Origin of the sequence: Acinetobacter sp. 251-1 (assembly GCF_030329305.1) — a bacterium.
Classification (GTDB): Bacteria; Pseudomonadota; Gammaproteobacteria; order Pseudomonadales; family Moraxellaceae; genus Acinetobacter; species Acinetobacter piscicola_A.
In genome coordinates this window covers 231,392-251,271 of the sequence record NZ_JACANS010000002.1, presented here as the reverse complement: position 1 = coordinate 251,271, position 19,880 = coordinate 231,392, and the positions used below count along the sequence as shown (strand labels likewise).

21 protein-coding genes and 1 other RNA gene are annotated in these 19,880 nt (G+C 36.4%); 13 read left to right on the top strand and 9 right to left on the bottom strand.

Annotated elements, in window-relative coordinates:
• Positions 1-310: 310 nt before the first annotated feature.
• From HX129_RS02565 to rtcA, 8 genes are all read left to right on the top strand, one after another.
• Positions 311-601 carry a hypothetical protein gene (locus HX129_RS02565; RefSeq protein ID WP_286433253.1) on the top strand — a complete coding sequence of 97 codons (291 nt, stop codon included), beginning with the start codon at positions 311-313 and terminating at the stop codon, positions 599-601.
• 62 nt (positions 602-663) lie between these two features.
• Positions 664-924, top strand: a complete 261-nt coding sequence (locus HX129_RS02560; protein ID WP_286433254.1) for a hypothetical protein — start codon at positions 664-666, stop codon at positions 922-924.
• 327 nt (positions 925-1,251) lie between these two features.
• Positions 1,252-2,505, top strand: coding sequence for an RtcB family protein (locus tag HX129_RS02555; protein ID WP_286433450.1), 1,254 nt, complete (start codon positions 1,252-1,254; stop codon positions 2,503-2,505).
• A 5-nt stretch (positions 2,506-2,510) separates the two neighbouring features.
• Complete coding sequence (locus tag HX129_RS02550) at positions 2,511-3,011, top strand: hypothetical protein (RefSeq protein WP_286433255.1); 501 nt, start codon at positions 2,511-2,513, stop codon at positions 3,009-3,011.
• Positions 3,012-3,022: 11 nt separating this feature from the next.
• The gene (locus HX129_RS02545) at positions 3,023-3,526 is read left to right on the top strand and encodes a hypothetical protein (protein ID WP_286433256.1); all 504 of its coding nucleotides are present in this window, start codon (positions 3,023-3,025) and stop codon (positions 3,524-3,526) included.
• Positions 3,527-3,541: 15 nt separating this feature from the next.
• A complete protein-coding gene (locus tag HX129_RS02540; RefSeq protein WP_286433257.1) occupies positions 3,542-4,003 on the top strand; it encodes a DIP1984 family protein in 462 nt (153 codons plus the stop codon).
• Between the two features lie 492 nt (positions 4,004-4,495).
• On the top strand, positions 4,496-6,088 hold the full coding sequence (locus tag HX129_RS02535) for an LA2681 family HEPN domain-containing protein (RefSeq protein WP_286433258.1): 1,593 nt from the start codon (positions 4,496-4,498) through the stop codon (positions 6,086-6,088).
• 8 nt (positions 6,089-6,096) lie between these two features.
• Positions 6,097-7,131: an RNA 3'-terminal phosphate cyclase gene (gene rtcA / locus HX129_RS02530; RefSeq protein ID WP_286433259.1), complete on the top strand. Its 1,035-nt coding sequence runs from the start codon at positions 6,097-6,099 to the stop codon at positions 7,129-7,131.
• Positions 7,132-7,244: 113 nt separating this feature from the next.
• Here rtcA and HX129_RS02525 read toward each other — a convergent pair whose 3' ends face one another.
• From HX129_RS02525 to HX129_RS02515, 3 genes are all read right to left on the bottom strand, one after another.
• Entirely contained in the window at positions 7,245-7,982 is a 738-nt protein-coding gene (locus HX129_RS02525) for a histidine phosphatase family protein (protein ID WP_130073820.1), read from the bottom strand.
• Positions 7,983-8,043: 61 nt separating this feature from the next.
• Entirely contained in the window at positions 8,044-8,895 is an 852-nt protein-coding gene (locus HX129_RS02520; RefSeq protein ID WP_180046683.1) for a 3'(2'),5'-bisphosphate nucleotidase CysQ family protein, read from the bottom strand.
• 145 nt (positions 8,896-9,040) lie between these two features.
• Entirely contained in the window at positions 9,041-9,622 is a 582-nt protein-coding gene (locus HX129_RS02515; RefSeq protein WP_286433260.1) for a lysozyme, read from the bottom strand.
• Between the two features lie 366 nt (positions 9,623-9,988).
• Between HX129_RS02515 and HX129_RS02510 the strand changes: the two genes are divergently transcribed.
• The 4 genes from HX129_RS02510 (at position 9,989) to HX129_RS02495 (ending at position 13,062) form a co-directional block, all read left to right on the top strand.
• Positions 9,989-10,675 (top strand): HAD-IA family hydrolase, encoded by a 687-nt coding sequence (locus tag HX129_RS02510; RefSeq protein WP_130073823.1) that lies wholly within the window; start codon positions 9,989-9,991, stop codon positions 10,673-10,675.
• Positions 10,659-11,117 (top strand): RNA-binding S4 domain-containing protein, encoded by a 459-nt coding sequence (locus HX129_RS02505; protein ID WP_130073824.1) that lies wholly within the window; start codon positions 10,659-10,661, stop codon positions 11,115-11,117. The genes HX129_RS02510 and HX129_RS02505 overlap by 17 nt, the downstream gene beginning before the upstream one ends.
• 156 nt (positions 11,118-11,273) lie before the next feature.
• Positions 11,274-12,320: a recombinase RecA gene (gene recA, locus HX129_RS02500; RefSeq protein ID WP_130073825.1), complete on the top strand. Its 1,047-nt coding sequence runs from the start codon at positions 11,274-11,276 to the stop codon at positions 12,318-12,320.
• Between the two features lie 145 nt (positions 12,321-12,465).
• Entirely contained in the window at positions 12,466-13,062 is a 597-nt protein-coding gene (locus HX129_RS02495) for a regulatory protein RecX (protein ID WP_174492866.1), read from the top strand.
• A 65-nt stretch (positions 13,063-13,127) separates the two neighbouring features.
• On the opposite strand, the gene ffs is transcribed toward HX129_RS02495, so the two are convergent.
• Positions 13,128-13,224: signal recognition particle sRNA small type (gene ffs, locus HX129_RS02490), an RNA gene on the bottom strand.
• A gap of 318 nt (positions 13,225-13,542) precedes the next feature.
• Between ffs and HX129_RS02485 the strand changes: the two genes are divergently transcribed.
• Positions 13,543-14,412 (top strand): YbgF trimerization domain-containing protein, encoded by an 870-nt coding sequence (locus HX129_RS02485; protein WP_227554805.1) that lies wholly within the window; start codon positions 13,543-13,545, stop codon positions 14,410-14,412.
• 66 nt (positions 14,413-14,478) lie between these two features.
• Here the strand turns inward: HX129_RS02485 and lpxA are convergent, their stop codons facing one another.
• The 5 genes from lpxA to bamA are packed head-to-tail and all read right to left on the bottom strand — an operon-like array spanning position 14,479 to position 19,876.
• Complete coding sequence (gene lpxA / locus HX129_RS02480; RefSeq protein WP_130073828.1) at positions 14,479-15,267, bottom strand: acyl-ACP--UDP-N-acetylglucosamine O-acyltransferase; 789 nt, start codon at positions 15,265-15,267, stop codon at positions 14,479-14,481.
• Positions 15,264-15,749, bottom strand: coding sequence for a 3-hydroxyacyl-ACP dehydratase FabZ (fabZ, locus tag HX129_RS02475; RefSeq protein ID WP_130073829.1), 486 nt, complete (start codon positions 15,747-15,749; stop codon positions 15,264-15,266). Before fabZ ends, lpxA begins: the two co-directional genes overlap by 4 nt.
• 2 nt (positions 15,750-15,751) lie before the next feature.
• The gene (lpxD, locus tag HX129_RS02470; protein WP_130073830.1) at positions 15,752-16,822 is read right to left on the bottom strand and encodes a UDP-3-O-(3-hydroxymyristoyl)glucosamine N-acyltransferase; all 1,071 of its coding nucleotides are present in this window, start codon (positions 16,820-16,822) and stop codon (positions 15,752-15,754) included.
• Positions 16,823-16,825: 3 nt separating this feature from the next.
• On the bottom strand, positions 16,826-17,305 hold the full coding sequence (locus HX129_RS02465) for an OmpH/Skp family outer membrane protein (RefSeq protein WP_130073831.1): 480 nt from the start codon (positions 17,303-17,305) through the stop codon (positions 16,826-16,828).
• 42 nt (positions 17,306-17,347) lie between these two features.
• Positions 17,348-19,876: an outer membrane protein assembly factor BamA gene (bamA, locus tag HX129_RS02460; RefSeq protein ID WP_130073832.1), complete on the bottom strand. Its 2,529-nt coding sequence runs from the start codon at positions 19,874-19,876 to the stop codon at positions 17,348-17,350.
• Positions 19,877-19,880: the final 4 nt, after the last annotated feature.

Sequence of the window (19,880 nt, the reverse complement as noted above, 5' to 3'; positions counted from 1 at the left end):
ATTTTGTGTGTAGGCTTCTTCATTTGAAAATTATATCGCTGAAAAAGCCTTTACAGATAGGTTTGTGCAACAAAGCCCTTTTAAATCAATGAAACAGTAGCTCAGTAGGTAGAGCCACGATTGTCTTCGCAACTTTGTTTATATCCTGTTGTTTATTTTAGCAATTAAAAAATAATGATTTTAAAATATCAAATTAAGATGATCATAAAAGCAATTTCAAAAATTAAACCTTGTTAAAAAATAAACAATTTGTTAATTTAATATCTCAACTCAAAAACAAAGACAGGTGTCAGTCTTTAAAACGCAAATCATGTCTATACAAGTTATTGTTACAGATAACAATATTGAAGTCGCGCTACATCAATTACAGCAAAAACAATATTTCTTACAAGCCACCCGTTGGTATAAAAAGCGCCAAGGCTTTTATGAGCAAGCTGCCATTTTAAAGCGCAAAAAACGTAAAATGAAACGCCTGATCAGTCAGGCACAAAGCCATTTTGCACTATGCACACCACCTACACCTCATCCTAATTTTTGGCATAAAATTGATTTAAAGCAACAACATCAACGTACAGGCAATACTTTTGCCGTAGGTCAATAAACCTATTCTTTTCTTTTTTGTTTCATTACAAGAGACAGGTGTCAGTCTGTAAAACACGATTTATGAGCATCAAAGTCCACGTTAAAGATGACGATCTCGATCTTGCTTTAGAGCAACTTCGCATCAAAAGTTATTATTTAACCACGTATCATTGGTATAAAAAATGCCATGCCTATCATGAAAAACCACCAAGTAAAAAGCGCAAAACAGCCGATATGAAATTGCTGATTGGGCATCGTCAGGTTTTAGATGATGATCCATTGGCAGAACGCTTGGATATTCATCTTGAACAGCACTATCTCAAGATCAATCAAAAACCTTAGCGACAATATTTTCCTATAACTTAAATCCATGCCAAATTTGGCATGGATTTTCTATGCAGTGGTTAATTTTAAAATATCTATTCTTATATTTAACTATATATTTTTATATATTATCAAAGAAAATAAAATCGTACTAAAAAATCTAAAAATAAAATAAATATTTTTAAATTATTAAATATCAATTACTTAAAAATTAAATTCCAAATAAAATCAAATTTGGCACACTCTTAGCAATATACATTACATACATCATGAGATGTATAACAACAATTCACCTGCCTGCAACCGCTTGGCAGGCAGGTTTAGAGAAAGGAAAAAGTGATGACTATGTCAGTAATAGAACAAATTGAAAAACAAGCTGCAAATGAACGCGCTTATAACATTATTCAGGACGCAAAAGGCGTTCCAATTAAAATGTGGACCAAAGGTGTCCCTGTCGATGAGAAATCGAAAGATCAACTGTTAAAAACCGCGCAAATGCCATTTATTTATAAATGGATGGCGGTGATGCCTGATGTCCATGTTGGAATTGGAGCAACCATTGGAAGTGTGATTCCAACCAAAGGCGCGATTATCCCTGCTGCGGTGGGTGTCGATATCGGATGTGGAATGATGGCAGCACGTACGTCACTGACTGCGTCTGATTTACCTGATAATTTACACGCTCTACGTACTGAGCTAGAACGTTTAATTCCGCATGGAATGACCAAGAAAGGACGTGACCGTGGATCTTGGGATACGCCAACTGAACGTGTAGATCAGGCATGGGCTGAATTGGTCACTGATTTTGAATATATCTGTGCCAAGCATCCACGTTTAAAAAATACCAATAACCATAAACAGTTAGGGACTCTGGGAACTGGAAACCACTTTGTCGAAATCTGTCTGGATGAACATCAACAGGTTTGGATTATGTTGCATTCGGGTTCTCGTGGGGTTGGAAATGCAATAGGAAACCATTTTATCGAGCTTGCACGTAAAGATATGCAGAAGCATTTCATTAACTTGCCTGATAAAGACTTAGCTTATTTGGTTGAAGGCACTGAGCATTTTGATGATTATTGGTTTGCTGTGGGTTGGGCGCAACGTTTTGCCATGAAAAACCGTGAGTTAATGATGGAAGCTGCGGTTCAGGCTTTACGAATTATTATTAACAAACCATTTAATGCCAAAGTTGAAGCAGTGAATTGTCATCATAATTATGTGGATAAGGAAGAACATTTCGGTCAGGAAGTTCTTGTGACTCGTAAAGGCGCTGTACGTGCGCGTTTGGGTGAGTATGGAATTATTCCAGGTTCGATGGGTGCGAAGTCTTTTATTGTAAAAGGTAAGGGAAATCAGGAATCTTTCTGTTCATGTTCGCATGGTGCAGGTCGTGTGCATAGCCGTACTGCTGCCAAGAAGTTGTTTACTGTGCAAGATCAGATTGAGCAAACTCAAGGTGTGGAATGCCGTAAGGATGAAGCCGTGATTGATGAGATTCCGTCTGCTTATAAGCCGATTGAAGATGTGATGAAAGCGCAAAGTGATTTGGTGGAAGTGGTTTATACGCTAAATCAGGTTGTTTGTGTAAAAGGTTAATTATTATGAATTTTGCATTTGAAATAGAAAAGTTTAATGAGTTCTTGAATGGTTTATGTACCGCAACAAATGCTTTACGTACATCATATACAGGTCCTGAATTTGATTGTTATATTGAACAATTAAATTTTTCCAAAGACAAATCGTTTGAGGATAATTTCAAAGCGTTTTTTTATCAAAAATGCAAAAAATTAAATATAAAACAGCCATCAAATTTTCAACATCATACTGATTGGATTTTTGAAATGGAGTCACTTAATTGGACAGATGCGATTCATGAATTTTTCTACAAAAATTTATTTCCCACACTAAACATCAATCAATTTTCGGAAATTTATCAAAGTCTATTCAACAAAATTGAAAATTTGATGGGTGAAATTGAATTTGCTAAGCAGGGTTATATCAGCCCTCCTTGGCAATTCAATCCATACTGTCAGCATTGGCAACATCTTTATATTCACAGTAACGATATTCAATTGCTAATAACTTTTGAAGCGAATACATAGCAGATGGAAAAATGACAACATTTATATTTAATTCCGAGAAAATAGTAAATTCCGATTGCAATGAGCTTTATACGGATAGTTTTGTTCATCTATTTTGCTCAACTTGGCAAGCAAGCTATGTAAAGTTTAGTTACATAGATGCTGAAAACTCGTATAGCTATGATGAATTATTAAGTTTTATCTTAAAATATACTTCAAACAGGAATCATTCTTCTCCAAGTTGGATAGGCAATACAATATTCCAAGAATCTAATCGTGAAATATTAGTTCAGAATATTAATGGCGTTATCGCTGACTTAAATGAGAAATTAGAAATTTTTCCTGAAGACTTAAATTTAAAAATATTTAAGGAATATTTGAATCAGATCAATACTGTTCAAGCGAAAAATATCTGTGAAATTATAGGAAAAATTGGGCTCAATCCCAATTGCCCTGACGAAGGCGGTCCTAATTACCAATATGTTTGGACAGATATAGACAAACTGTACTATTTACACATTCATTTAGAATCTTAAAAGAAGGATAAGAATATGAAACTTGCAGAAGCATTATTATTACGAAGCGATCAACAAAAGAAACTCGCTTCACTCAAACAACGGATCAATGCAAACGTATTGGTACAAGATGGTGATGAACCATCTGAAGATCCAAATGAGTTATTAAAGCAAGTATTTGCCTTAACTCAGGAATCACAAAAGTTGGTTTTGGCTATCCACCAAACCAATGCTTTAGCAAAACTGAATGATGGTCGTTCGTTGTTGGCTTTATTGACACAACGTGATGAAGTTGTAGAACGTCATAAAATCTTAAGCTCTGCGATTAGCAATACACATCGTGAACCTGATCGTTATAGCACACGTGAGATTAAATGGCATAAAGTGATTCCAGTATCATCATTACAAAAACAAGCGGATGATATCAGCGCCAAACTGCGTGATCTAAATGTATTGATTCAAGCGACCAACTGGCAAGTGGATTTGCTTGAGGTTTAATACGATTAAAACAATTTCAAAGTTTTGATATAGCTCGCTATATCAAATCCGAAATATATTGGGCGAGTACAAGATCTAAGGCTGTATAGATTGAAATAAAAGTCAGCAACATTTTTGGGTAATGAGCAAAGTGGATTTATGCGGCAACGCACTAATCAATCCATCACACATCATCCTTTAAACCTTTGCAAGGCGAAGTAATACTTCACACGGCATAACCACGTACTGACAATATATTTCATCCTTTTTCTAAAGCAATTTATTGTTTTAGAATAAACCCGAACATACTGGGCGAGTGCAAGATCCCCTACTTCCACAACATGGGATTGAAAATAATGTGTAGTGGCTTGCAGAGCGAGCGGGTTAGCTTAAAAATTTAAGCACATTTCAACCCATCACCTTGTACAAGGAAAACCTTTGCGAAAGCAAAGTTACTCCTAACTTAGCACAACCATGTACTGACAGTATGTTCACTTTACAGAGATGTTTCTAATGATGTTAATAGATATAAAAAATGATTTAAATAATACGTCAAAATTAATTGATCAAGGCGAATTCGATCAAGCATACACGCAAGCTAATAAAATTTTCACTAGAATTAATCGCCTTATGAAAAATAAGCAATACTTTGATTATTTATTTGAAGTATCAGGTTTATTCGTAGATATTGGTCATTTAGGAAAAAACTCAGAATCCTCTAGTAAAGGATTGAAAATTTTAGAAGACAATTTTGAATACTATGAACAAGATAAAAAACATATTTTTTATTATTTCTATGCAAATGCTTTAAACAATATACATAAACCTGAAGAAAATACCCTTAGCAATGTTAATTTTCAAAATATAGATAAATTAAATCATGCCAAAACAATGTATTGGAAAGCCTATAAAAGCACTCTTAATGAATATAAAACTGTTCCTGATGAATATCTTGTAAATTTAGCAAACTCACTAAAGTCTCAATATCGAATTGTTGAAGCACTTCAATATTACGATAGAGTAAATAAAAAAGGTAAAGACATTCCACAAGCATGGATCAATAGAAGTGAATCTCTGATTATGCTTAATAAGATGACTACATCCTTATCTATTAATATGCTAAAAGAAATTAAAACAGGTTATGTACAAGCCTCACAATCAAGTGAAGTTCCTAAGATTTGGCATGAATATTATAAATATCGCGTAGATCTGCTAGAAAAACAAATCTTAGAGTTATCCCAAGATCATTTAGAGATAGATTTAGATGATGAAATACAGACCCATTTAGAATACAAAAATCTGAGTAGATATAGACAATGGTGTCTTGATAGTTTTCTCAGTTTAACTGAGCATGGACTTTACTGTAAATGTAGTGCTAGCGATAAAGATAATCTTACGATTTTTGAAAACACTGTAGGTGACAATCAGATCGCAAGCATGGAACTAGTTCTTAATAGATTAAAATCAGAATTTGGCTTTGCGCGTCATTTGTATTATGAATCATTACATAATACAGAATGGACAGAAATTGATAATGAACAAGCTTTTTCAGAACTTTTTAATGATGAAATATTGGGATTAAATATTGAACGAAGTAGAACGGCTTTTAGAATTTGCTTTGGTATATTAGATAAAATAGGTATTGCGATTTTTGATTTATTAAACCTAAAAAAAGAAAATAGAGAATTAATCTACTTTCATAATTTTTGGAATAAAAATCCTGAAAGAATAGAATTTTTTAAAAATATCAAAAATCCAGGATTAGTAGCCCTATATAGTATAGCAAATGATTTAAATTCATCTAAAAACAATACTGGTGAACTTTCATTTTATAAAAAATGGCGAAATCTCCTTGAACATGATTTGATGATCATTCATAAAAATGATTCTGCATCTGACATTTATGATAGCTATCAAGGTTTTAAAAATAAAATAACTTTTGTCAATGAGTATGAATTCCAAAAAAGTCTAATTCATGTCCTCCAACTGACAAGATCTGCAATATTTTCATTTGTATTCGCAGTTCGCGAACATTCAAAGCAAAATTTTCCTGATGAAAATCTAATATTTGGTACTTTAGAAATTCTGAAAAAGACAAGCTTATAGAGCAATTTATGAACACCCAATTAAAAAACCAAACCATTCAAATCGATGGCTCACAAGGCGAAGGTGGCGGACAAATCCTCCGTACAGCCCTTTCACTTTCCATGCTAACAGGCATTCCATTTGAACTTGTGAACATCCGTGCAGGACGTAAAAAACCGGGGTTAATGCGCCAGCACTTAGTCTGCGTGCAAGCGTCACAACGCGTCAGCAATGCAACGGTTGAAGGTGCTGAATTACATTCACAAAGATTATATTTCAAGCCTCAACAAGTCCAAGCAGGAAAGTACGATTTTCACATCGGTTCAGCAGGTAGCACAATTCTAGTTTTACAAACTTTGCTCCCTGCCCTGATGATGCAAAGTGAATCCAGTCAAATTAGTATACACGGCGGAACGCATAACCCAATGGCGCCAACGGCTGATTTTATTGAGCATTGTTTCCTGCCAAGCTTGCAAAAAATAGGTATTACAGTAGATTTTGAATGTGAGCGTGCAGGCTTTTTCCCAATTGGCGCAGGTCAGATCAATGCAACGATTTATCCTTGGACAGAGCAAACTAAATATATAGCGCAAGATCGTGGTAAAGTATTAGATACCATTGCCTACGCCTCTGCTTTAAATATCCCTGTAAGTATTGCAGACCGTGAACTTGAAGTACTGAATAACAAATTAGATTTAACTGAGCGTAAGCGTTTAAATTTTCAAGGTATCAGTCAGGGAAATACGGCTTTTGTGGTACTGAATTATGAACATCACCAACAAGTATTTTCTGCTTTAGGTGAAATGAAAAAAAGTGCTGAAAAAGTTGCAAGTGATCTAGCTAAAGAAGTAAAGGCTTATTTAAATGCTGATGCAATTGCGGATGAATATCTGACTGACCAATTGTTACTACCATTAGCATTAGGTCAAGGTGGCGTATTTACTGCACAAGTCATCAGCGAACATAGCAAAACTCAAGCGGAGATGATTCAAAAATTTGTGGATTGTGAAATTACATTTACCCCAATAAAAACAGACGCTTGGCAAATCAAAGTCAGTATTTAATACTGACTTGATCTATTCACTCGAAATATTGCTTAATTCATGATTAATTTTGGCGATAAAATTCTCATTTGTATAAATTTTAAGATCGCTTTATCTCATCTCAACATTGAGACTTAATTTTCCAGCTTTTGAAAATCCCGAATTGATAATTTATTCACTTCACCACGCCAAATCCATCTCAAATCACAATCTTCAAAATGATCACCCTCAAACCACACAAACAGACCTTCCATCATCTGTGGCCAATCTGCTTTGTCCACCTGATGACGCCCTGAGATCACAGCAATAATCGCCGCTAAGATCGTGTCATGACTCACAGCTAGACTTAAACCCTGTGCATTGCGTGGATGTGTGTTATAAATGAGCTCTAGAACATCAACTACACCCGAAATCGGATGTTTCATGCCTGGCAAAGCATTGTTCACAAAACTATTAATAAAACCTAATGCACCTTGTTTTTGAAAATACGGCGCAGCTTTTTGAATATCTAAAACAAAACTTCCCGGCTCAACCAATAAACCTTGTTCAACGATTTCAATATGATGGGTATTATGATCTGGACTAGATAAATCAGCCCCCTCAATCATTAATGCAGCCGTATCCACACAGCGTTGAATCGGACTTGAAATGCAATGCTGGATTACACGGTCTGTATGATCCGTTAAATATGAACCCCAAGCTTGTGCCAAATCACGACCTTGTGATGTCAATTGCAAATCATAACCCGCTAAACCTTGCCCACTCACCATCTCACGAATCGAATGGCGTGTAAACAAAGTCACAGGAATTTTCGGGTCAGGCAATAAATCTATTGCTTTCAACATGCTTTTCGGCAATAACTCAAGCGCCATACAGACTCAGTTTATTTTTTAGCTCTTCGCTACTATACCATGCCGAAAAAAACTCTCAATCTCATAACGTCACGTTACTTAGCGCATCTAATGCTATTTTTTGATTTTCCTTATCTCTAAAGGCGATAAAACCATCATTTAATACTGTTTTACGCTGATTATACGTAAAAGCTTGTGCCTTTAAACTCACTAAACCACCGCCAATGCTTTCAAGTAAACCTTGACCCGCACTCGTATCCCATTCCGACGTAGGATGAAAACGCGGATAAATGTCAATTTCACCTTCTAGCATCATACAAAACTTATAAGCACTACCTGCTTCACGTTTGATGACTGGATGTTCTTGCTCAATATAATCAATATATTGCTGATATTTTGGGTTTTTACTACTGTGGCTCAATCCCACCTGAATCGCATCAGTTTCAACATCTTTAAACTTACTATAACGTTCCCATACTTTTTGGCTAAATGAGTATTTATAAGGTAATTCAGTTAGATAACCTACATACATCACTTGCTCAGTCGGCACAGCAATAATGGAAAATATCGTTTGATGATTTTGGATCAAACTTAAATTAATCGTAAATTCATCACGTTCATGAATAAACTCTTTAGTCCCATCCAAAGGATCAAGCATCCAGCACACACCCCACGCCTGACGTTCAGAGTGATCACTTTCCTCCGAAATCACAGGAATATCTGGAGTTAAAAGAGCCAATTGTTCTAATAAATAGGCATTTACTTTTAAATCTGCTTGAGTTACAGGTGAGTGATCTGCTTTTTCATCAATACTAAAATCACGCCCAGCACAATATGCCTCATATTCATCCAATAAAATTTGGCTTGCATGTGCCAAAATTGGAGTTAAATTCAGAATTTGTTCATCTTGTGGTGCTTGGGTGGTAATAAACATTGTGTGCAACCTACCTGCTTTTTTAAATGACATTTTTTAAACGGTATATTTTAACATCAAAAAATGACATCCATATTTTAAGAGTAACAATTTATCGATGAATTGACGTTCAATGCATTTTCCAATTCAACTTGCAATAATAAATTTACGATCTTTTCTCAAATAATGCTCTTTCTGCAGCTCTACGACGAATCAAGCCTTGCATTCTCTTTCCTCCTGCATAGACCCAAACCTCAAACTGCTCAGCAGCTTTTTGATGATCTGCTGCATTTAAATAACGCAACAAAGTCGAATTTTGAAATGCTGCAATCCCAATGTTATAGGTTAAAGAAACCAAGGCATCAAACTGATGTTGATTTAAATTGACCTTTACAGCCCGATTGACTGCATTTTCAAATTTTTTTAAATCATGCTGCATATAGCGTTTTGCATCATCAAGACTACAGGTATCAAATGCTTTCACAGCAGTTTGATCAGGATAGCGGGTTGTACCATAACCAATCGTCCAACAACCTGTACCATCATCATATGCAGTCAATTCCAAGCCTTCAAAACTACAAATCAGCTCTCGCCCATGGGCACTTACTTGACGCTGAACCATGTCTGTTGCGACTGCAATTTGGCTAGAATCAGCATCTGTAGCGGTTGCAATGCCTGTTGAATGTTGCTGTTTACGGCTGCGCACTAAGAATTCTTTCACCACATGCAATATATCTTGCCAGCGCATATTCATTCCTCAAAATCATGTAGAAATCGATATTTCATCTTTGCCTTTATTAAAAGCATCGTGAATAAAATTGCTCAAGTGTAGATAATTATAGATGCACCTCAAGATTACCTGAAAAATTGAGAGAAATAAAAATTTAGATTTTTAGATTTTTTTCGACCAATTCACATTTAGCGCTATAATTTAATACAAAATCCGACCTAAAATAGGTTCACAAATTTGTACATACTTTTTGAAACGTGTATAACATCATTCAAATTGATCAATATGTCAAAATTTTTAGTTTTGATTTATTTCTTAAAAATCAATGAATCATGATCTATTTCAGGCTTTCATTGTATTTTAAAAATAAAAGGTAGTTAAATTATGCAGCCAATCCTGATGTTCGATATGGATGGAACTCTTCTTGACCTTGCATTTGATGATTTGATTTGGAATCAAAAATTACCTGAACGTCATGCTCAAACCCATCAATGTTCATTAGAACAAAGCAAAGCGACTTTGTTTGAATTTTATCAAGAGCATAAACATACTATTTTATGGTACTCATCACGTTATTGGAGTGAAAAAGTTGGGGTCGATGTTCTAAAATTACAATATGATTTTAAAGATAAAATTCAACCTCGTTTTGGTTGTATCGAATTACTTGAACAGCTAAAAGCACAAGGTTATCGCTGTTGGTTGCTGACCAATGCTGACACTGCAGGTTTAAAATTAAAATTGGACAATGTCGACATTGCTCCCTATTTTGAAGTCATTGTTAGTAGTCAAGAGTTTGGATATTCCAAAGAATTTGTCGAATTTTGGCAACAATTACAAGAAAAATATCCTTTCGATCCACAACATGCATTTATGATTGATGATACAGCACCTGTACTTGAAGGTGCCAAAAAATTTGGGATTGCAAATTTAATTACCATTACCCAACCTTCTAGTTTAAAAGCTGCACGTAATCCTTTAGAGTTACAGTATCCAGCGATTCAACATTTAACTGAATTATTGCCATTATTGGCGCAATATCAAAGTAAGGATGTCGATGTCAAAACAGCCTAAAAACCGTAAAGATCAAGACGCTCTAGCAACTGACAGTGTACGTGCTGACAAATGGCTCTGGGCTGCTCGTTTCTTTAAAACTCGCTCCATTGCCAAAGCAGCAATCGAAGGCGGTAAAGTACATCATGAAGGTGAACGGATTAAAGTTTCGAAAGAAATCCGCATTGGCATGGAGCTCACTATTCAACAAGGTTTTGATCGTAAAACCGTGGTGGTTAAAGCACTATCCAATGTTCGTGGCGGTGCACCCGCTGCTCAACTCTTGTACGAAGAAACTGAAGTCAGTATTGCTCGACGGGAATTGATTTCAACCCAAAGAAAATTGCATAATCTTGCACGACCTGAGCATCGGCCAAGTAAAAAAGACCGTCGAGACATCAGTAGGTTTCGACAAGAAAATGATGCAGGTTATGAGCAAAATTGGTCATATCATGATGAATAAAAGCAAACCACCTATGCGACACTCTATGTCGTAATAACGTGGTTTAATGTAGATGGCAAATTATTTTTCTGTCACTATTGCGTTTGTGGACGAAGATCAAATTTAAAGACATCCACTTTAGTGAATAGTGAATTTATATTGTTTTGAGGTTTCAAGATGGATGATAACAAAAGTAAAGCGCTGAATGCTGCGTTAAGTCAAATTGAAAAACAATTTGGTAAAAATACAGTCATGCGTTTAGGTGACAACACTGTACAAGCAGTCGAGTCTGTATCAACAGGTTCTTTAACCCTTGATATTGCACTCGGTATCGGTGGTCTACCTAAAGGTCGTATTGTTGAAATTTATGGTCCTGAGTCTTCGGGTAAAACTACCATGACTTTACAAGCGATTGCACAATGCCAAAAAGCAGGTGGTACATGTGCTTTTATTGATGCCGAGCATGCACTCGACCCACAATATGCACGTAAACTTGGCGTAGATATTGACAACCTACTGGTATCACAGCCTGACCACGGTGAACAAGCACTTGAAATTGCAGATATGCTAGTCCGCTCTGGCGCGATTGACATGATCGTGGTCGACTCCGTTGCAGCCTTAACACCAAAAGCTGAAATTGAAGGCGAAATGGGCGACTCACACATGGGCTTACAAGCACGTTTGATGAGCCAAGCATTACGTAAAATCACAGGTAATGCTAAACGTTCAAACTGTATGGTGATCTTTATTAACCAAATTCGTATGAAGATTGGTGTGATGTTTGGTAGCCCTGAAACCACAACAGGTGGTAATGCATTAAAATTCTACGCTTCTGTACGTTTGGATATTCGCCGTATTGGTCAAGTCAAAGAAGGTGATGAAATCATTGGTTCAGAAACACGTGTGAAAGTGGTCAAAAACAAAATGGCACCTCCTTTCCGTGAAGCAGTGTTCCAAATCTTATATGGTAAAGGCGTTAACCATCTGGGTGAATTGATTGATCTTGCTGTTGCACAAGACATAGTCAACAAAGCAGGTGCTTGGTATTCTTATCAAGGTGAAAAAATTGGTCAAGGTAAAAATAACGCCATTCGCCATATGGAAGAAAATCCTGAAATGGCGGCTGCGATTGAAACATTGATTCGTGAAAAATTACTCACCACAACCAATGCAGCACCCGTATCAGAAGATGATGAAATCGAGCCTGAATTTTTAGATGCTTAATCAAGTAATCGATCTCACAATGAAACGCCCAACTTTGGGCGTTTTTGTTATGACAAGCCTAAATAATTCAATTTTGGAATATCCAGTAAACAGATTAAAATAGAAATACACTATTTTAATTAAGGTTAAAAATCTCTCTACGACTATGTCATCTCCTAAATTTCCTAAAATGCTGAATTATGAAGCATTGAAACAACAATTTTCCGATGAGCCCTCTACAAACCATACAACCCGCTCCAACGAAGATGCGCTCAACTTCGAACAAGAACGCCAAGCAAAAACGCAAGGCTTAACAGGCTCTCGCCTACGCTCTTATGCATTTGCGAAATTAACACGTAGAGAATATTCAAAAGCAGATTTGATTGAAAAACTATGTCTCTATGCAGCCAATCGAGAGGAAGTCATTGCTTTAGTAGAAGAATTAGCTGAAGAGAATTATCAAAGTGATCAACGTGTTGCTGAAATGACAGTACGCAGTCAAATTCGTCAAGGCAAAGGTCCAAACCGTATCAAAATGGCTTTACGCAGCAAACATTTAGATAACACCCTAGTCACCGAAGATTTAAAAGAAATTGACTGGTATGAGCAAGCGTATCAACTGAAAGTCAAAAAATACGGTACAGAGGTCAGTAAAGACCCAAAAATCAAAGCCAAACAAATTCGATTTTTGCAATATCGTGGTTTTGAAATGGATGTGATTATGAAAGCAATTAGCCGAAAAACAGATGATTTTGATGGGTAAAATTAAATAACTGAAATAAAAAAGTTGAGCAAATATAAAATTATTATTTTAAAATCTGGTGGCAACCCTACTAGCAAAACCTCGGCACATCGTATTTCTGATACCGTTGCTACCTTCCGGTCCTGGCGGGGTTCTCAGAGTACAATTGCGAAGCCACCAGCAGGGCTACCATTGCAAGAACAGAGTATAGAGATTTTTAAATTTCTTGCAAGTAGAGATATCTACTTTTAAGCATTTTTGCGACTGTTTGATTAATCTCTCAGCAATTCCAATAAAAACAGCGGCATAAATTCAAAAAAACCACAAAATTTCTTCTATATTCATGAGGAAGTAAAGACATTTTTAAAGAAATGCTAGAACATTGTAAAAGTAACTTGCATTTCAGTGCTGAGCCGTTTTAAATAAAACCCATTCTCGAATGATATGACCAATTTCCGAATAAGAAATTAAAGTCAATAAAGTTACTTTTATGGATTTAACATTATGCTAAAAAAGCATGCGCTCTTTTCTCTCGCACTTTTAAGTTCTGCGACATTGTATGCTATCCCAATTGAATCACGAGGTTTGAGCAATCAAAATACTGATGTCGGTATTTCTGGCTCATCTACCCCGATCACAGGAAATATGAATTGGGATTTAATTCAAAAAAATCAACAATTAGAAAACCAAATCCGCGAACTACGCGGTAAGATTGAAGAACAAGACAATGCCATTGAACAACTTAATAAAGAACTGTCTAACCGTTATACAGACTTAGATCAACGCTTAGAGCTCATGGCACAAAAATTAGAAGCAGATGCTGATGCAACAGATGAAAGCCATCCTGATACAACCACACCAGATGGACAGGACTCAACACAGCCTGCCCCAACCACTACACCAAAAGATTCAACTACTCAAACACCGATTGCGACTACAGCAAACTCGCAAAACACTGTCCAATCCAAACCAGAAGATACGACAAATAGCAGCAATGCTGTTGAGCTTGAAAAAGCGGCTTATACCATTGCCTTAGATGCATACAAACAAGGGGGTGCTCAAAAAGCCATTGCACCTATGCAAAATTTTATTAAAAACAATCCAAATGGCGTATATACAGGTAATGCTTACTTTTGGTTAGCAGAATTTAATTTAGCAATTGAACCACCAAATTACGAAGAAGCTAAAAAAAATTATGAAGTTGTTGCAGCCAAATACAGCAATTCATCTAAAGCGCCACGTGCTTTATACCGCCTTTATAGCATTGCAACAGAAGTGAATAAAAACCCACAAACAGCAAATGTATACAAAAACAAATTATTGTCGACATTTCCTGACTCAGAAGAAGCTCATTATTTAAAAAATAGTTAAACCATTTTTCTAGCAATAAAAAAGACATCACCAAGGATGTCTTTTTATGATGACTTATGGATTAACTCAACGCACAATACCACGCTTGGACTCAATTAAAGAGTCTAACAACAATTGTGCTTCAGCAACTTCAGGTAGAATCTCTGCTGTGATTTTTGCAATCGCTTGCTCAGTCGTTAAATTTTCTTTATAGATCAATTTAAATGCTTCGCGTAAGCCTTGAATCACATTTTTAGACCATCCCTTACGACGCATACCTTCCACATTCATACCAAAAGCATGTGCAGGATTACCCGAAACCATCACATAAGCAGGAACATCTTTTAAAATCAAAGAGGCACCACCAATCATGCTATAAGCATCAATCTTACAGAATTGATGGATACCTGAGTTTCCACCCACAATGACATAATCTGCAATGTGAACATGCCCTGCTATACCCACATTATTGGCAAAAATATTATGATCACCAATTTGGCAATCATGTGCTACATGAGTATTTACCATGAGTAAATTATGACTACCGACTTTAGTTAAACCGTGATCTTGTACCGTACCACGATGTAAACTACAGTGTTCACGAATTTTATTTGAATCACCAATTTCCAACCAAGTTTCTTCACCTTGATATTTTAAGTCCTGACATACTTCGCCAACACTCGCAAATTGGAAAATTTCATTGTCTTTACCAATACGGGTAAAGCCCCCCACAACGACATGTGAGTGAAGCTTTGTCCCTGAATCAATACTGACTTGTGGTCCAATAATACAATACGGTCCAATTTCTACATCAGGCGCAATCTGTGCAGTAGAGTCAATAATAGCGGTTGAATGAATGAGATTTGTGTTGCTCATGCCTGCTCTAATTTTTGATGAGAAATGATAATTTCAGCGGTTGCTGCGACTATGCCGTCCACACTAGCAGTACATAAATATTTGTAAATGCCGCGTTTTTGCATGAGTAACTCAGATTTTAACACAAGTTGATCACCAGGAACGACTTGTTTCTTAAAACGGACTTTCTCAGCGCCCGCAAATAAGAATAAAGAACCAGGCTGAGGCTTTTCATCATTCATGATAAAACCTAATACACCTGAAACTTGTGCCATCGCTTCTACGATCAATACACCTGGCATAATTGGATAGCCAGGGAAATGACCTTGCATAAATTCTTCATTGATAGATACATTTTTGTAACCAACAATGCCATTTTCCGTTACTTCAGTTACACGGTCTACAAGCAAAAATGGATAACGATGTGGCAAATACTCACGGATCGTTTGGGTTTGCATTGGTAATTCAGGAACCGTAAAAGGTAGAGATTTAGACTCAGTCATAATTATTTACGCGATTTTAAAGTTGATTCAAGTTGCTCAATTTGAGCCTGCATATGATCTAGCTGTTTGACTATCTTGGTCAATGGCACATCTGCTAATTGTCGCAGGCGAACAACCGTCCGTTTCCACTGGTTTGTTTCAAACTGTCCCGTACCTGAAGAATAAGAACCCGCCTCAGAAATAGTTTTTGTCACCATTGACATTCCTGTAATCGTCACATTATCCGCGATTTTAATGTGACCTACAACACCAACCCCCCCTGCAAAGATACAGTTTTTGCCAATAATGGTACTACCAGCGATACCACATTTTGCAGCAAGTGCAGTATTTTCACCAATCACAACGTTATGTGCTATTTGCACAAGGTTATCAATGATGACACCATCTTTCAAAATCGTATCATCTAAAGCACCACGATCTATACTGCAATTTGAACCAATGCGTACATCATTTCCAATTTGAACTGAACCCAATTGTACTATTCGATTCCATTTACCTTGATAAGGCGCAAAACCAAAACCCTCACCACCAATTACAGTATTGGCATGAATGCGTACACGATTCCCAATTTTAGATTTCCCTGTAATGGTGACATGCGCATCAATGAAACAATCCTGCCCAATTTCAACATGATCATCGAGACGAACATGCGACTGAATTACTGTATTATCCCCCACTACACAGTTCTCACCAATCACCACATAATGACCAATGTAAGCCTGATCCGAAATAATGGCTGAATCAGCAATTTGCGCTGTGACTTCAATCCCACGTTTGAGTACTTTATCCTCAAAATGATGGGTTAAAATTGCAAATGCTAAGTAAGGATTATCCACCACAATAAAATTATGATGATTACTGAGTTGTGCTTTTAAGGCAGATGTTACAATCAAAGCACCAGCTTGAGATGCTTGTGCTTCTTGCAAATATTTTTCGCCGTTAACAAAAGAAATATGCTTGGATTGTGCTTGTTCCAAACTTGCTAAACCGTTCAGAACAAGATCAGATTGACCAATTAGCTCTCCTTGAACAAGTTGAGCTAATTCATCGAGATGAGATGGATGAGATGTCATTGATTATTTAATTGCATTAACCTTTTGAATCATTTTAGCAGTTAAATCATTCTTTGCGTCATAGGCTAAAGCTGAATTTTTATTCAAAACCATATCTAAAGCATTTTCTTGGCGCAATTGTTCAGCAGCTTGTTTCACACGCGTTTCAAAAGTCTTGTTGGTGTTTTGAATCGTAGTTTGTACTTTCGCTTGTACAGACTGTTGAATTGACTGATATTCAGTCACTTTTGCTTGATATTGTTTCTGAATTTGCTCTGGATTTGCACCTTTTGCTTGCGCTTGTTGCTGTAATGCTTGGATCTCTTGAGAAATTTTCTCAAGTTTAGCTGATTCAGGTTTAATCGTTTGCTCTAGACTTGCATTTTGCTGTTTTAAATAGGTACTACTTTCAACCACTTTTTCAATATCAACAATGCCATATCCTGCTGCATTCGCTAAGCCAACAAAACCCAAACCAACCAATGCACATACTATTTTTTTCATGATTTAATCCTAACAATATTTTAAAGTATCCAATGATCGAACTTAGAAAGTTCGACCAATCTCAAATTGAATTTCTTTGGTTTCATCACCTGGCTTGTCATTCAATGGGAATGCATAACTCAAGGATAATGGTCCGATCATAGTAATCCATGTAAAGCCAACACCTACACTATAACGCATGTTATCAAGTTCAAAACCAAAATTATCTTTACAATATTGTTGCGCATTAACACCTGTTGTATTTTCACCAAAGTTTAGATTACCTTTTGGCACATCACATTGTGTATCAAAGACTTGTGCACCTTCTGCAAAGATTACAGGACGGACTTGACGGGTCCAATCCCCTTTGAATGGTAAAGGCAAGGCAAGTTCAGTACCAAATTGCACTAAAGCATTACCACCCACTTCTTCAAGGTTATAATCTTTAGTATTACGCTCGTTATAAGTCACACCAGGATATTTCGGTCCTAAAGTACTGTTGTCATAACCACGTACCGAACCATAACCACCTGCATAGAAGTTTTTATAGAATGGAAGGTCATTACCATAACCTAATTTCCCATAACCACGTAATACAAAGTCCTTACCTAAAGGCAAAAATGCTTGCGCATCATAAACAATTTTTTGATACTCCACATCACTACCAGGTAATGCAATTTCAGCATTAATACGATGTGACATACCATTGGTTGGGAAAATTGGACGGTTTAAAGTATTATATGACCAACCTAAATTTAGGTTATATGTTAAGAATTCACCTGTAAACTCAGAATTATATTCTGAGAGTGCTATTTCTTTACCATTGGCATCGACACATTTTAAATCATCAGGCACTTTAGGATCTAATGCTTTCCACTCACCTGCGCAATAAGAACTTGTTCCCTTAACCTTACCACCATTCGCCAACAAATAATCACGGACATAGGTAGATACATAAGGTCCTGTCGTTACTTTAGTATTATCAATATTTAAACCTGCGCTTAAACTTTGATTTTCATCAATTGGATAACCAAAGTTAATGCCACCACCGAAACTGTCAGTCACATAGTTATTGACGTTATAGCTATCATTCAGCTTAGTTTTACGATAATACATATTGTAACCACGACTTACACCATCGATGGTGAAGTACGGATCAGTCACACTTAAGTTATAGTAATCTTGGGTTTCAGAGCGAGATAAATCAATTGACACTCGATTACCTGTTCCCAAGAAGTTAGTTTGACTAATCCCCGCTTGGAAAGTCATACCGCCATTTTGAGAATAGCCTACCGCCAACGTACTTGTACCTGAGTGCTGCTCTTCCACATCGATATTCAAATCAATTTGATCAGGCTGATTTGGAACACGTGCAGCTTTCATATCAACTTTACTAAAGAAGCCTGTACGCTCTAAACGGACTTTAGACAATTCAATTTTTTCATTGCTTGCTAAAGCACCTTCCATTTGACGCATTTCACGACGTAAAACTTCATCCGCTGTTTTAGTATTCCCAGAGAAGTTAATACGACGTACAGTCACTTGCTGACCTGGATTAATATAATAATTCAAATCAACTGTATGTGTTTCATTGTTAATTTCAGGAACGACATTGACTTCCGTATAGTAATAACCCGCATTACCATATTTACGCATCAGTAATTGCTTAACACCATTCACTTTTTCTTGTGAATAAGTCGTGCCATCTTTATAAATTTGTAATGCTTTTAATTCTTCAGGTTTATAAAGTGCATCACCTAAGAATTTAGACTCACCAAACTTAAACTGTTCACCTTCATCAACAGAAACTTCAATAAAAATATTTTTCTTATCTTCACTGATATTTAGATTAGAGCTGTTAATATCAAAGTTGATATAACCTTTGTTTAAATACATTGCACGCAATGCTTCTAAACTTGCAGACATTTTTTCACGTGCATAGCGGTCATTACGAGTAATCACCGATGCCCAACCACTTTCTTTGACAGCAAAGGCACGTTTAATATCTTCGTCTTTAAAAACGGTGTTGCCAATGACATTAATATTAAATACTTTGGCTGGCTTGCCTTCATTAAAGTTGATATTTAAATCAACACGGTTATTTGGACGTGCAACCGACTCGACCGTAATATCCGAGTCATAACGACCTTGTTGTGAATACTGTTGCTCTAATTCAGTTTCTAAAGTTTGTAAAGATGATTTTTTAAGTACCTCACCTTCAGCCAATCCCATTTTTTTCAAACCTTCATCTAAGGCTTCTTTTGGAATCAGTTTATTTCCTTTAAGATTAATTTTTGAAATGATTGGACGTTCAATCACTTTAAAAACTAAAACATCATTTTCCTGAGTCGCTTGAATATCATCAAAGGAATTTGAGGCATACAATGCACGAATTGCATCCGCAATTGCAGGATCATTGATACGATCACCACTCTTGATCGGAAGCAAAGCAAGCACATTACTTTGGGTTAAACGAACCAAACCATCTACACGAATGTCACGCGCAATGAATTCATCTGCTGCATGTACGTGTTGTACTGCTGCCATTGCACTAACGAGCGCCAATGGCATAAATAAATGTGAGTGCTGCATGCCT